This window comes from Halopseudomonas phragmitis (assembly GCF_002056295.1).
Taxonomy (GTDB): domain Bacteria; phylum Pseudomonadota; class Gammaproteobacteria; order Pseudomonadales; family Pseudomonadaceae; genus Halopseudomonas; species Halopseudomonas phragmitis.
The window spans coordinates 3,408,465-3,422,128 of record NZ_CP020100.1; the positions used below are offsets into that span (position 1 = coordinate 3,408,465).

The window sequence follows — 13,664 nt, forward strand, 5'->3', positions numbered from 1 at the left end:
TGGGGCGTGACTGATGACTTTTCAAGGGCTGGACAACACCTCGAGACTACGAACATCAAGCGGATGGAAATGCAGATCGACCTGATTGGGTCCTTGAGGCAGCGCCAATACCAGTCGGCGCGACTCACTGACCTCACGCAAACGGCCCTCATAGACCCGTCCACTCCAGGTAGTCAGGCGCAGTGGCTGCCCCAGAAAGGGGTCAGGCTCATCGACCAGCCCGAGGACGCTGAAGGGTTGCCACGAACGATCCGCCATCGCCTGGCGCGCTGGCTGAGCGAGTTCGGTCGTGGCTGGTTCCGGCGCTGGCTGACGCGCCTTCTGGCCCAGTTGGCGTAGCCAGTCCGGCACAGGCACAAGAGTCGCCTCACCGTTCAACCAGGTCGCATGTGATACCGGCAAATGCAAGTGGATACGCACCTGCGCCGACTGCTGCCCCGGGTCAGGAATGAACTGCAGGCTCAGGCTGTATTCATCGGCGATCCGGCGCAGCCCTGGGGCCTCCAGAGCACCGGCATGCCATTGCAGGACCAGTTCCGGCCAGCCACCCTGATCGCCCGGCAACCGTTCAATCAGCGAGTCCTCCAGCAGCATCGGCACCTGACTGAACTCAAGGCTGAGAGCCCGGCGCAGACGCTCCCCGGAGCGCTCCTCAAAAATCAGCGTCTGCCCCTGCCAGTACACCCGCTCCGGATTGAAAACCTGACCCAGCATCTGGCCCTGGACACTGGCCTCGGGCGTTGCCATCCACTGCCCACTGATCAAAGCGGCAAAACGCTCGGGCTGGTCGCGCTGCAACAGGTACAGGCCCGAGCCGGCAGCCACTAGCCCCATCACCAACAGCAACCGGGGCAGCAGCTTGAAACCACGCAGAAACAACGTCAGCCAGGGCAGCAGCAGAGCCAGCACAAAAACACCGACCGATTGTCGCCAGGCCAGACTCGCCAGCCACACCCAGGCAACCAGGGTCAGAACTATACCGGTGAGAATCAGCAGCGCATCCATGTCAGTTACTCAGTCCAGCTTGAAGTGGGCTCGCGCCGTGGCGATGGGCTCGTTGGAACGAGTCTGCCAGGCAGTTATCGCGACATTGCCGACCCGCCGCCCCTGCCGCCAGACCTGACAGGTGGCGTAGGTATCGCGGTAGAGTCCAGCCCGCAGATAGTCAATTGAAAAGTCGATGATCTTGGGAAACGTCGGGCTGTTCATGAAAATCATCAGGTGCAGCATCGCCGCCTGTTCCATAAACCCGGCAATCACCCCGCCATGCAACGCCGGCAACACCGGGTTACCAATATTGTCCTTGCTGCTGGGCAACTGGAAGACCACCTCCTCACCCAGGCGCTTGACCTGCAAGCCGATCATCCGCGCATAGGGGATGACCTCTACCAAGGGTGCATAATCGCCGGAGGTATGAGCCTCGCGCACCAAAGTCTCGATTCGTGCCGCGTCCAGACTCATGCCTGCTCTCCATCGATGGCCTTGGTCAGTTGCCCCTGTTTACCGGGCTTGCCCATGCGCATGAAGGTGCCGACCACATGGGCAATCGGTTGATCACGACTGTCCTGGTAGGCCACACCACGGGTAAAGATCACCGTCGATGTCACACGATAACACTCGGCAAACCCATAGATCGGCTTGCCCGGTTCTGCCGGGTGCATGTAGTCGATGCGCAGGTCCAGGGTCGGACAGATTTCGAACTCGGGCAGATAGCACACCGTGGAAATCCCACAACAGGTGTCCATCAAGGTGGTTATCGCGCCACCATGGACCATGCCCGTCACCGGGTTGCCAATGATTCCTTCGCTGTAGGGCAGTTTCAGTACCAGCCCCTGTTCATCGGCCTGCTCGACCGTCATACCCAATGTCTGGCAGTGGCGCAACACGGATAAAAAATTGTGCGCGCGTTCTTGTATCGAACTCATGGCAACGCTTGACCTGAAAATAACCGCAAATCGGCCCAGCATATTAACCAGATCGTGCCCGATACTCCAGATTTCGGCTATTCTGATGAAGCGCTAAGGAACTCTTCTGCGCAGCGCATGACTAACTTGCAGGATCAAGTAACTAGGAGAATTCGATGAAAAAGCTTTGCGCAACCGCCGTTCTGATGGCCAGCCTTGGACTTCTGGCAGCCTGTCAGAGTGAGCCGGAAGACAAGGTCGAAGATGCTCGCGAATCGGTATCCGAAGCGATGGACAACCTCGGTGAAGCGGCGGAAAGCACCGGCGAAGCCATCGAGCAGCAAGCCGAAGAACTGATGGGCCATGAGCCCACCACTGGCGAGAGAATCCACGAGAACATGGATGAAGCCGGCGAAGCTATTGGCGATGCTTACGACAGCAGTGCCGAGTATCTCAAGGAAAAACGTGACCAGGCCAAAGAAGCCTACGAGGACGCTATGGAAGAGTAATAACTATCGGCTCCAGGTACCCGGCTTCGGCCGGGTACCGCCCTCCACTGGATCAGCCATCCAGTCTCTCCCGGCAAAATTCACTCGCTCTTCTCTTGCACTGCACCGTCGCTGAACAACGTCGGGGTGAACATCATCACCTTGAGCACATCGGAATGAAACTCGCGCCGATAGAGCACCGCAACGACCCCGGTGGTAATCAGCATATAGAGCCAGGGGTTGATGAACCAGCTCAGTGTCGCCAAGGCAAAGTAATACGAGCGCAAGCCCAGGTTGAACTCGTTGCCAGCCATCGACAGCACTCTTGCCGCCCGCTCGGCATAGGCCCGCCGCTCGCTTTCATTGACACTCTTCTCCCCCAGCAACGGTGCCGACCCCAGCAGCACCGAGGCAAAGTTGTATTGGCGCATACCCCAGGAAAAGGTAAAGAACGCATAGACGAAGATTGCCAACAGTACCAGCAACTTCATTTCTGAGATTTCGCGGCTGACCTGAGCCACGAATGGCAACTCTTGAAGCAGGTTCTGGGCTCGGTCGGTCGCACCCAGCACCGTGATCAGACCTGCCAGGATCAGCAAGGTGCTGGAGGCAAAGAACGCAGTATTGCGCTCCAGGTTGCCGATCACGCTGGCATCAGCTATCCGCTGCTCACGCATCAGCAACCGAGTCATCCAATCCTTGCGGTAAAGGTGCAGCACACTGGCCAGGCAGGCGGTATCACGGCCCTTGTAATGCGCGTAGAAGGTATAGCCTACCCAGCAGAACAGGAACCACAGAAAGGCGATCAGATTGAGCAGAACATCATCAGCTGCGGGTAATACGGGCATTCCTTCTCCTTAGAGTACGCTGTTGGCCGGAACCTGATGATCAGACGACGCCTGAGCGCCGCCTGGCACATATTGCAAGATCAGGCCGACAGTCTGATCGGCAGCATCAGGAGTCCGCAGAGGCGACCGGAACTCTCAAATGCCCATGCCGCAACTGCTCCGCCAGTATAGCCAGCACCAGGGCAACCAGCACAGGCACCAGCCAACCCAGCCCATCCTGAGCCAGCGGCAAACGATCCAGCCAGCCCGCCGAAGTAATCAGCCCGGCGGCCTTGAGCCCGTCCACTACACCAAACACCAGAGTAACCAGCATCACCGGACGCATGATATTGCCCGGACGCGCCCAGTTGCCACAAAGCAGGCCCAGACACACCAGCACAATCGCCAGCGGGTAAAGCCCCACCAGCACCGGCACCGACACCTGGATCAGGTTGTCCAGGCCCTGATTGGCCACCCCCAGGCTGAACAGCGCAAATACCCAGACCACGGAAGCGTAACTGACCGGCAACCAGCGACTGAAGAACTCACCACAGGCCGTCAGCAGACCCACAGCAGTGGTCATACAGGCCAGGATGATGACCAGCGCCAACAGCAGACTGCCAAAGGTGCCGAACCGGTACTGCACGTAAGCGGCCAGGATCTGTCCGCCATTAGCACCTTCGGTCACCAGACTGCCGCTGGTCGAGCCCAGGTGGAACAGAGCCAGGTACACCAGTGACAGACCGATGGCCGCCACCACACCGGCAATGACGGTATAACGGGTAACCAGAGCCTCATTGCTAACCGCCCGATCACGAATCGCCGTAGTAATCACGATGCCGTAAACCAGAGCACCCAGCGTATCCATGGTCAGATAACCCTGCAGGAAGCCCTGAATCATCGGGCTGCTGCGATAGGCGCCAGAGGCCAGGCTCTGCTCCCCTGCGGGCATCAGCAGTGCGGCGCAGCCGAGCACAATCAGGCACAGCAGCAATAGCGGAGTAATGAACTTGCCCACCCGATCAATCAGTCGTCCGGGATTGAGCGCCAGCCCGACCACTAGAAGGAAGTAGACCAGGGTATAGATCAGCAAGGCCTTCCAGTCGCTGCCTGTGAAGGGCGCGACACCCATTTCATAGGACACTACGGCCGTACGCGGCGTGGCAAACAGTGGACCAATGGCCAGGTAGACCAGCACCGCCAGCGCCAGGCCGGCGGTACGTCCCAGCGGAGCCGTCAAGGTATCCAGCCCACCACCGACCCGGGCCAACGCCACTACAGTCAACAACGGCAGCCCCACTGCCGTGAGCAGAAATCCCAACGAGGTCAGGCCCATTTGATCGCCAGCGGCCAGACCGGCGCTTGGCGGGAAAATTACGTTACCGGCACCCAGGAACAGGGCAAAGGTCATGAACCCCAAGGCCAGCAAATCTAACGGTTTAAGTGTAGTCATAACAATCGTGCGAGGGCATCCTGCCGCTTGTCTCGCGCTTACTCCAGATTGCAGGATAAAAGGATCAATAAAACAAACCCCGCCGAAGCGGGGTTTGTCAGGGCCTAGATAGGTCAGGCCTTACTTCATGGACCAGCCGGTCAACTCGGCCAGCGCTGCGCCGATATCGGCCAGCGAACGTACGGTTTTGACACCGGCGTCTTCCAGAGCAGCGAACTTCTCGTCAGCAGTACCCTTGCCACCGGAGATGATCGCACCGGCATGGCCCATGCGCTTGCCGGCCGGAGCGGTCACACCAGCGATGTAGGACACAACCGGCTTGGTGACGTTGGCCTTGATGAAGGCTGCGGCCTCTTCCTCGGCGCTACCACCAATCTCACCGATCATGACGATGGCTTCGGTCTTCGGATCGTCCTGGAACAGCTTCAGGATATCGATGAAGTTGGAACCCGGGATCGGGTCACCACCGATGCCCACACAGGTGGACTGACCGAAACCGGCGTCAGTGGTCTGCTTGACGGCTTCATAGGTCAGGGTGCCGGAACGCGAAACGATACCGACCTTGCCCGGCAGGTGAATGTGACCAGGCATGATGCCGATCTTGCACTCGCCGGGAGTGATCACGCCCGGGCAGTTCGGGCCGATCAGGCGAACGCCCAGCTCGTCACACTTGACCTTGGCGTCGAGCATGTCGAGAGTCGGGATACCTTCGGTGATGCATACGATCAGCTTGATGCCAGCGTTGGCGGCTTCCAGGATCGAGTCCTTGCAGAACGGAGCCGGTACGTAGATGACGCTGGCGTCAGCACCGGTGGCCTCAACGGCTTCGGCAACGGTGTTGAACACCGGCAGGCCGAGGTGGGTGGTACCGCCCTTGCCGGGGGTAACGCCGCCAACCATCTGGGTGCCGTAGGCAATCGCCTGTTCGGAGTGGAAAGTGCCCTGGGAACCGGTAAAGCCCTGGCAGATGACTTTGGTGTCTTTGTTGATCAGGATGCTCATTATTTACCCTCCGCGGCCTTGACGACTTGCTGGGCAGCGTCGGTCAGACTGGTTGCAGCGATGATGTTCAGACCACTTTCGGCCAGGACCTTGGCGCCCAGGTCGGCGTTATTGCCTTCCAGACGCACAACCACCGGCACTTTCACGCCAACTTCCTTGACCGCGCCGATGATGCCTTCGGCGATCATGTCGCAGCGCACGATACCGCCGAAGATGTTGACCAGAACAGCCTGGACATTGCTGTCGGACAGGATGATCTTGAACGCTTCGGTTACGCGCTCCTTGGTCGCACCGCCACCAACGTCGAGGAAGTTGGCCGGCTTGCCGCCGTGCAGGTTGACGATGTCCATGGTACCCATGGCCAGACCGGCACCGTTGACCATGCAGCCGATATTGCCTTCCAGGGCAACGTAGTTCAGTTCGAACTTGGCAGCGTGGGCTTCACGCGGGTCGTCCTGGGACGGATCGTGCATGGCGCGCAGCTTGGGCTGACGGTACATGGCGTTGCCGTCGATGTTGATCTTGGCGTCCAGGCAGTGCAGATTGCCGTCTTCCTTGATCACCAGCGGGTTGATTTCCAGCAGGGCCAGATCATAATCGGCGAACAGTTTACCCAGGCCAACGAAGATGTTGGTGAACTGCTTGATCTGGTCGCCTTGCAGGCCCAGTTTGAAAGCCAGCTCACGGCCCTGGTAGGGCTGCGGGCCCACCAGCGGATCGATAGTGGCCTTGAGGATTTTCTCAGGAGTTTCCTCGGCGACCTTCTCGATCTCGACACCACCTTCGGTGGAGGCCATGAACACGATACGACGGGTGGAGCGATCTACTACCGCACCGAGGTACAGCTCTTTGGCGATATCGGTGCAGGCTTCAACCAGAATCTTGCTGACCGGCTGACCATTGGCGTCTGTCTGGTAGGTCACCAGGCGCTGACCCAGCCACTGCTCGGCGAAAGCCTTGGCGTCTTCGCGGCTCTTGACCAGCTTCACACCGCCAGCCTTGCCACGACCACCGGCATGCACCTGGGCTTTGACAACCCACATGTCGCCGCCGATCTTGTCGCAGGCTTCAGCCGCTTCTTCGGGAGTGTCTACAGCAAAGCCTTTGGATACAGGAAGACCGTATTCAGCGAACAGCTGCTTCCCCTGATATTCGTGAAGATTCATGCTTATCTACCGTTTCATCGTGTAGGAATTGCGTTTATGACAGTAGCCGACCCTGCACCACCGCCACCCTTGACCCTCCGGAGAAGGTCCAACCGGCCGCAACCGGAATTGCCACATCGTGCTGAAGCCAACCCGACTACCGGGCCCAATCAGGACCCGGCAGTCACGGACGCGCTAGTTTAACGCTTCTTGCGGTTGGCAACATGAATTGCGTGACCATTAACCGCCAGTGCTGCTTCGTGCAGCGCTTCAGACATGGTCGGGTGCGAGAACACCATCATGCCGATGTCTTCGGCGCTGCTGCCGAATTCCATGGCGATGGCGCCCTGCTGAACCAGCTCGGCGGCAGCCGGGCCAATCACGTGAACACCGAGAATACGGTCAGTCTTGGCATCGGCGATCATCTTGACCAGACCACCGGTGTCGTTGGCCGCCATAGCTCGGCCGCTGGCCGCAAACGGGAAAACGCCGACATTGTACTCGACGCCTTCGGCCTTAAGTTGCTGCTCGGTCTTGCCAACCCAGGCGATTTCCGGGTGAGTGTAGATAACCGAAGGCACCAGATCGTAGTTCATCGCAGCCTTCTGGCCGGCAATGCGTTCTGCGACCATCACGCCCTCTTCCGAGGCTTTGTGCGCCAGCATGGCACCACGCACAACGTCACCAATAGCGTAAACACCCGGAACGCTGGTAGAGCAATAATCATCAACGTAGATCACGCCGCGCTCGTCCAGATCGACACCACAATCGGGAGCCAGCAGGTTTTCGGTGTAGGGGCGACGGCCAACAGCCACGATCAGCTTGTCGAAGGTCAGTTGCTGTTCACCTTCGGAGTCGGAGAACGAAACGATGACCTGCTTGCGCTTGATCTCGGTGCCGGTCACACGAGCCCCCAGGCGGACCTGCAGGCCCTGCTTGGTGAAGGTCTTCAGGGCTTCCTTGGCGACCTGTTCGTCAGCCGCGGCGAGGAAGTTTTCCAGAGCTTCGAAAACCACCACTTCAGCACCCAGACGACGCCAGACCGAGCCCAGCTCCAGACCGATCACGCCACCACCGATAACGCCCAGTTTCTTCGGAACGCTGGTGAACTCCAAGGCACCGGTCGAATCGACGATGATGTCGTCGGTCAGCGGCGCCGGCGGAATTTCAATCGGGCGCGAACCAGAAGCCAGAATCACGTTCTCGGCTTCGATGATCTCGGTCTTGCCGTCCGGCGTGGTTACTTCGACCTTCTTGCCGGCCAGCAGCTTGCCGTGACCTTCGATACTGGTCACACCATTGGCCTTGAACAGCGCGGCAACGCCGCCGGTCAGCTGCTTGACGATCTTGTCCTTGCGCTCGACCATAGCCGGAACGTCCATACTGACGCCCTTGACCTCGATCCCGTGGATCTTGAAGCCTTCCTGGGCTTCATGGAATTTCCAGGAGCTGTCCAGCAGCGCCTTGGACGGAATGCAACCGACGTTCAGACAAGTGCCACCCAGGGCCTGCTTGCCGTCCTTACCGACGTATTTTTCAATACAGGCGGTTTTCAAACCCAGTTGCGCAGCGCGAATGGCGGCTACATAGCCTCCAGGGCCAGCGCCAACGACTACCACATCAAATTTCTGGCTCATGTAATCAATCCTCTGTCGTGCAAGCTTTAAGCTTGAGGCATGAAGCTTAGGGAAGAAGCCGGGGATCGCCCGGCTTCAGCGAGGTTCAGACTTCCAGCAGCAGACGAGCCGGGTCTTCCAACAGGTCCTTGATGGCCACCAGGAAGCTCACCGCTTCCTTGCCGTCGATCAGACGGTGGTCGTAGGACAGGGCCAGATACATCATCGGCAGGATCACCACCTGACCGTTAACCGCCATCGGGCGCTCCTGGATCTTGTGCATGCCCAGAATTGCAGTTTGCGGCGGGTTGACGATCGGCGATGACAGCAGTGAACCGAACACACCACCATTGGAAATGGTGAAGGTGCCGCCGGTCATTTCTTCGATCGACAGTTTGCCATCACGCGCCTTGCGGCCGTAGTCGGCGATACCGCCTTCGATCTGAGCCAGGCTCATGAACTCGGCGTTGCGCAGGACCGGCACGACCAGGCCACGATCACTGGATACGGCGACGCCGATGTCCATATAACCGTGGTAGACAATATCGTTGCCATCGATGGAAGCGTTGACCGCCGGGAAGCGCTTGAGCGCCTCGGTAACAGCCTTGACGAAGAACGACATGAAGCCCAGGCGCACGCCATTGTGCTTCTTCTCGAACAGGTCCTTGTACTTGCTGCGCAGGTCCATGACCGGCTTCATGTTGACTTCGTTGTAGGTAGTCAGCATAGCCATGGTCGACTGGGCAGAGACCAGACGCTCGGCAACGCGGGCGCGCAGACGGGTCATGGGCACGCGCTTCTCGATCCGGTCACCCTCACCCAGGCTGACTGCCGGGGCCGCCGCAGCGGGCTTGGCAGCCGCAGCCGGAGCAGCCTGCGGAGCATTTTTCTTGGCTTCGATGGCGTTAAGCACGTCTTCCTTGGTGATCCGGCCACCCTTGCCAGTGCCGTTAATTTCCCCAGAGCTCAGGCCATTCTCCTCAGCCAGTTTACGCGCAGCCGGCGACAGCAGCAGCTCGTCGTCCGACTCAGCCGCCTTGGCAGCCGGTGCGGCTTCGGCTTTGGCTTCAGACTTTGCTTCAGCCTTGGGAGCGGCAGTCGCGCCAGCGTTCAGGGTGCCCAGCAGCTCACCACTGAGTACGGTATCGCCTTCACTCTTGACGATATCGCCCAGTACGCCGTCAGCCTCGGCCAATACTTCCATCACAACCTTGTCGGTCTCGATGTCAACGATCAGCTCGTCACGCTTGACGGCATCGCCAGGCTGCTTGTGCCAGGTGGCCACGGTGCCATCGGCAACCGATTCCGGAAAAGTGGGGGCTTTGATTTCAATAGCCATTGTCGATCCTTATGAATTCTTCGTTAGCTGCAAGGTGCTCAAACAGTAAAGGCGTCCTGCAGGAGTTTTTCCTGTTGTTCCGCGTGCATGGACGGGTAGCCGCAAGCCGGTGCCGCCGAAGCTTCACGACCAGCGTAGTCCAGATACAGATTCTTGACCTTGTGCTGAGCGAGAACCCGACGCATGTGGTGCTGACTGGAGTACCAGGCGCCTTGGTTCATCGGCTCTTCCTGACACCAGACCACCTTCTTCAGGTTCTTGTAGGGTGCCAGCACTTCAGCCAGGTCGTCCTCAGGGAACGGATACAGTTGCTCAATCCGGATGATGGCAATGTTGTCCTGCCCTTCGTTGCGACGCTTTTCCAACAGATCGTAATAAACCTTGCCGCTGCACATGACCACTCGATCGACCTTCTTCGGATCGATGCTGTCGATCTCAGGGATCACGGTGTGGAAGGAACCGTCGGCCAGTTCTTCCAGGGTTGAGGTGGCCAGTTTGTGGCGCAGCAGCGACTTCGGCGTCAGAGCGATCAGCGGCTTGCGCAGCGGACGGATCACCTGACGGCGAAGCATGTGATAAACCTGAGCCGGGGTCGAAGGCACGCAGACCTGAATGTTGTGCTCGGCGCACAATTGCAGGAAGCGCTCCAGACGCGCCGAAGAGTGTTCCGGACCCTGACCTTCATAGCCATGCGGCAGCAGCATGGTCAGGCCGCACAGACGCCCCCACTTGTGCTCGCCACTGGTGATGAACTGGTCAACTACCACCTGGGCACCGTTGAAGAAGTCACCGAACTGGGCTTCCCAGATCACCAGCGCATTCGGCGTGGTGGTGGCGTAGCCGTATTCGAAAGCCAGTACCGCCTCTTCGGACAGCAGCGAATCATAAATGTCAAAACGCGGCTGCGGCTCGGCCAGATTGGCCAGCGGAATGTAAGGTACGCCATCCTTCTGGTTGTGCAGCACGGCATGGCGGTGCGAGAAGGTGCCACGCCCGACGTCCTGACCGGTGATCCGGATCGGATGGCCTTCATGCAGCAAGGTGGCGTAGGCCATGGTCTCGGCGAAGCCCCAGTTCAGCGCCAGCGCACCGGCGGCCATCTTGCGACGGTCTTCGACGATCTTGCCAACCTGGCGCTGCAACACCAGACCGTCCGGCAGGCTGTTCAGGCGATTGGCCAGTTCCTGCAGGGTCTTGAGGTCGAAACGGGTGTCATGACGCGCGGTCCACTTGTGGCCCAGGTACGGCGCCCAGTCGACGAACGAACCAGTATCCGGCTCCTTGACCAGACTCTTGACCACGTGCTGGCCGTTGTCCAGCGCGTTGCGGTAGTCCTCGATCTTGGCCTGCACATCATCGCCGCTCAGTACACCTTCGGCCACCAGACGCTCAGCATACAGCTCACGAGTCGTTGGATGCTTGGCGATTTTCTCGTACATCAACGGCTGGGTACCGGACGGCTCGTCAGCCTCGTTATGGCCACGACGACGGTAGCAGACCAGATCGATCACCACGTCACGCTTGAACTGCATGCGGTAATCGACAGCCAGTTGGGTAACGAACAGCACGGCTTCCGGATCATCGCCATTCACATGGAAGATCGGCGCCTGAATCATCTTCGCAACGTCGGTGCAATACTCGGTAGAGCGGGCATCTTCCTGGCGGCTGGTGGTGAAGCCGACCTGGTTGTTGACGATGATGTGGATGGTCCCACCGGTCTTGTAGGCCCGGGTTTGGGACATCTGGAAGGTTTCCATGACCACGCCCTGACCGGCAAAGGCGGCGTCGCCGTGGATACTGATCGGCAGTACCTTGTCGCCAGTGACATCCTTGCGGCGATCCTGACGGGCACGCACCGAACCTTCGACTACAGGAGAGACGATCTCCAGGTGCGAAGGGTTGAACGCCAGCGCCAGGTGGACTTCACCACCGGAGGTCATGACGTTGGACGAGAAGCCCTGATGGTATTTAACGTCACCGGAGCCCAGGTCGATGATCTTCTTGCCTTCGAACTCGTCGAACAAATCACGCGGGTTCTTGCCCAGGGTGTTGACCAAGACGTTCAGGCGGCCACGGTGAGCCATGCCCAGCACCACTTCGCTGGTGCCGTAGGAGCCGGCGCGCTGAATGATTTCGTCCAGCATCGGGATCAGGCTCTCGCCACCCTCGACGCCGAAACGTTTGGTGCCCGGGTATTTGGTGCCCAGATATTTTTCCAGACCTTCAGCGGCAGTCAGGCGCTCGAGCAGATGACGCTTGCTCTCGACCGAGTGCTGCGGCTTGCCACGCACGCTTTCCAGACGCTGCTGGAACCAGCGGCGCTGGTTGGAGTCGACGATGTGCATGTACTCGGCACCGTAAGTCGAGCAGTAGGTCGACTTCAGTGCTTCGAGGATTTCACGCAGGGTGGCCTCTTCCTTGCCAATCTGCAGTTCGCCGGTATGGAACGGGGTGTCCAGATCGGCGTCGGTCAGGCCGTAATCATCGAGGCTCAGATCAGCGATTGCTTCCCGCTTCCACAAACCCAGCGGATCCAGGGTAGAAGCCTGGTGGCCACGCATGCGGTAGGCCTGGATCAGGCGCAGGACATCAACCTGCTTCTTCTCATGAGCACTGCTGACTTGACCGGCAACAGCCTGAGGGCGGCGCTGGTTGCGGGTAAGCAGTTCGAAGTGTTCACGAATGGTGGAATGGGAAATATCCGACGCAGCATAACCGTTGACCTGGGGCAGCTTCTGAAAATAGCTGCGCCACTCTTCGGCGACGCTGTTCGGGTCGTGCAGATAGAGCTCGTAGAGCTCCTCAACGTAGGAGGCATTCCCACCGGATAGATGAGATGTGCTCCACAGCTGCTGCATTTCGCTGTCTGGCATGCTTGGTCACCCTCTATAAGGGGACACCACCTGGCGCAAAGACCATTAATTGGCAAAACACTGCCATCCGTGCAGAACCGACCAGAGGGTTGCCGGCATTGTCTCTACCGATCGCCCTACCCTGCCCAGGCTCTGCGAAACCGGAAAATTGCCGGCCCCGACAGATAGTTCGGGTGTTACCCGATTGCCCCTGTTGGTTTAGGTATTACAAACCGCGGCTTTGTGAGCTGCGGCCCGATTCACTTCTGACCGGCACCCTATAGCAGGTGCCGGCACAGGTTCATTTGATGCAGAGATCGCCGATCAGGTTCCGCTCTGCAGCAACATGTTGCGGATGTGGCCAATGGCACGGGTCGGGTTCAGACCCTTGGGGCACACATTCACGCAGTTCATGATGCCGCGGCAACGAAATACGCTGAACGGATCGTCCAGTGCTGCCAGACGCTCTTCGGTCTGGGTGTCGCGGCTGTCCGCCAGGAAGCGGTAGGCTTGCAACAGACCCGCAGGGCCGATGAACTTGTCCGGGTTCCACCAGAACGACGGGCACGAAGTCGAACAGCAGGCACAGAGAATACACTCGTACAGGCCATCCAGCTTTTCGCGCTCCTCAGGCGACTGCAGGCGCTCGATAGCCGGCGCCGGCGTGTCATTCTGCAAATACGGCTGAACCTTTTCGTACTGCTTGTAGAAGATGCTCATATCCACGACCAGGTCACGGATTACCGGCAAACCCGGCAGCGGACGCAGCACCAGCTTGTTACCCTTGACCACAGCAGACAGCGGCGTGACGCAAGCCAGACCGTTCTTGCCGTTGATGTTCATACCGTCCGAGCCACATACGCCCTCGCGGCAGGAGCGACGGTAGGAAAAGCTGCCGTCCTGCTCCTTGATCAGCGCCAGCACGTCCAGGACCATGATGTCCTTGCCGCCGGTGTCGACCTGAAAGTCCTGCATGTGGGGAGCGTTGTCGCTCTCCGGGTTGTAACGATAGACACTCACTTGCAACATATCGGTCAC

General features: G+C 59.1%; 12 protein-coding genes. 1 reads left to right on the forward strand and 11 read right to left on the reverse strand.

Annotation, left to right across the window (positions count from 1 at the left end):
* Positions 1-21: 21 nt before the first annotated feature.
* The 3 genes from BVH74_RS15735 to BVH74_RS15745 are packed head-to-tail and all read right to left on the reverse strand — an operon-like array spanning position 22 to position 1,925.
* A complete protein-coding gene (locus BVH74_RS15735) occupies positions 22-1,005 on the reverse strand; it encodes a hypothetical protein (protein WP_080051023.1) in 984 nt (327 codons plus the stop codon).
* 9 nt (positions 1,006-1,014) lie between these two features.
* Positions 1,015-1,461, reverse strand: a complete 447-nt coding sequence (locus tag BVH74_RS15740) for a PaaI family thioesterase (RefSeq protein WP_080051024.1) — start codon at positions 1,459-1,461, stop codon at positions 1,015-1,017.
* The gene (locus tag BVH74_RS15745; RefSeq protein ID WP_080051762.1) at positions 1,458-1,925 is read right to left on the reverse strand and encodes a PaaI family thioesterase; all 468 of its coding nucleotides are present in this window, start codon (positions 1,923-1,925) and stop codon (positions 1,458-1,460) included. Before BVH74_RS15745 ends, BVH74_RS15740 begins: the two co-directional genes overlap by 4 nt.
* A gap of 155 nt (positions 1,926-2,080) precedes the next feature.
* Between BVH74_RS15745 and BVH74_RS15750 the strand changes: the two genes are divergently transcribed.
* Positions 2,081-2,413 (forward strand): hypothetical protein, encoded by a 333-nt coding sequence (locus BVH74_RS15750; RefSeq protein WP_080051025.1) that lies wholly within the window; start codon positions 2,081-2,083, stop codon positions 2,411-2,413.
* A gap of 80 nt (positions 2,414-2,493) precedes the next feature.
* Here BVH74_RS15750 and BVH74_RS15755 read toward each other — a convergent pair whose 3' ends face one another.
* The 8 genes from BVH74_RS15755 to BVH74_RS15790 form a co-directional block, all read right to left on the reverse strand.
* Positions 2,494-3,240 (reverse strand): DUF599 domain-containing protein, encoded by a 747-nt coding sequence (locus tag BVH74_RS15755; protein ID WP_080051026.1) that lies wholly within the window; start codon positions 3,238-3,240, stop codon positions 2,494-2,496.
* Positions 3,241-3,346: 106 nt separating this feature from the next.
* The gene (gene brnQ, locus BVH74_RS15760) at positions 3,347-4,672 is read right to left on the reverse strand and encodes a branched-chain amino acid transport system II carrier protein (RefSeq protein WP_080051027.1); all 1,326 of its coding nucleotides are present in this window, start codon (positions 4,670-4,672) and stop codon (positions 3,347-3,349) included.
* 120 nt (positions 4,673-4,792) lie between these two features.
* Positions 4,793-5,674: a succinate--CoA ligase subunit alpha gene (gene sucD / locus BVH74_RS15765; protein WP_080051028.1), complete on the reverse strand. Its 882-nt coding sequence runs from the start codon at positions 5,672-5,674 to the stop codon at positions 4,793-4,795.
* Positions 5,674-6,840, reverse strand: a complete 1,167-nt coding sequence (gene sucC, locus BVH74_RS15770) for an ADP-forming succinate--CoA ligase subunit beta (RefSeq protein ID WP_080051029.1) — start codon at positions 6,838-6,840, stop codon at positions 5,674-5,676. The genes sucD and sucC overlap by 1 nt, the downstream gene beginning before the upstream one ends.
* 179 nt (positions 6,841-7,019) lie before the next feature.
* Positions 7,020-8,456 carry a dihydrolipoyl dehydrogenase gene (lpdA, locus tag BVH74_RS15775; RefSeq protein WP_080051030.1) on the reverse strand — a complete coding sequence of 479 codons (1,437 nt, stop codon included), beginning with the start codon at positions 8,454-8,456 and terminating at the stop codon, positions 7,020-7,022.
* Between the two features lie 85 nt (positions 8,457-8,541).
* Positions 8,542-9,774 (reverse strand): 2-oxoglutarate dehydrogenase complex dihydrolipoyllysine-residue succinyltransferase, encoded by a 1,233-nt coding sequence (gene odhB, locus BVH74_RS15780; protein ID WP_080051031.1) that lies wholly within the window; start codon positions 9,772-9,774, stop codon positions 8,542-8,544.
* Between the two features lie 38 nt (positions 9,775-9,812).
* A complete protein-coding gene (locus BVH74_RS15785; protein ID WP_080051032.1) occupies positions 9,813-12,647 on the reverse strand; it encodes a 2-oxoglutarate dehydrogenase E1 component in 2,835 nt (944 codons plus the stop codon).
* Between the two features lie 303 nt (positions 12,648-12,950).
* Positions 12,951-13,655 (reverse strand): succinate dehydrogenase iron-sulfur subunit, encoded by a 705-nt coding sequence (locus BVH74_RS15790; protein WP_080051033.1) that lies wholly within the window; start codon positions 13,653-13,655, stop codon positions 12,951-12,953.
* Positions 13,656-13,664: the final 9 nt, after the last annotated feature.

Coding starts and splice junctions, on each gene's coding strand:
- BVH74_RS15735 (WP_080051023.1), bottom strand. CDS start 1,005: ATGGATGCGCTGCTGATTCTCACCGGTATAGTTCTGACCCTGGTTGCC.
- BVH74_RS15740 (WP_080051024.1), bottom strand. CDS start 1,461: ATGAGTCTGGACGCGGCACGAATCGAGACTTTGGTGCGCGAGGCTCAT.
- BVH74_RS15745 (WP_080051762.1), bottom strand. CDS start 1,925: ATGAGTTCGATACAAGAACGCGCGCACAATTTTTTATCCGTGTTGCGC.
- BVH74_RS15750 (WP_080051025.1), top strand. CDS start 2,081: ATGAAAAAGCTTTGCGCAACCGCCGTTCTGATGGCCAGCCTTGGACTT.
- BVH74_RS15755 (WP_080051026.1), bottom strand. CDS start 3,240: ATGCCCGTATTACCCGCAGCTGATGATGTTCTGCTCAATCTGATCGCC.
- brnQ (WP_080051027.1), bottom strand. CDS start 4,672: ATGACTACACTTAAACCGTTAGATTTGCTGGCCTTGGGGTTCATGACC.
- sucD (WP_080051028.1), bottom strand. CDS start 5,674: ATGAGCATCCTGATCAACAAAGACACCAAAGTCATCTGCCAGGGCTTT.
- sucC (WP_080051029.1), bottom strand. CDS start 6,840: ATGAATCTTCACGAATATCAGGGGAAGCAGCTGTTCGCTGAATACGGT.
- lpdA (WP_080051030.1), bottom strand. CDS start 8,456: ATGAGCCAGAAATTTGATGTGGTAGTCGTTGGCGCTGGCCCTGGAGGC.
- odhB (WP_080051031.1), bottom strand. CDS start 9,774: ATGGCTATTGAAATCAAAGCCCCCACTTTTCCGGAATCGGTTGCCGAT.
- BVH74_RS15785 (WP_080051032.1), bottom strand. CDS start 12,647: ATGCCAGACAGCGAAATGCAGCAGCTGTGGAGCACATCTCATCTATCC.
- BVH74_RS15790 (WP_080051033.1), bottom strand. CDS start 13,655: ATGTTGCAAGTGAGTGTCTATCGTTACAACCCGGAGAGCGACAACGCT.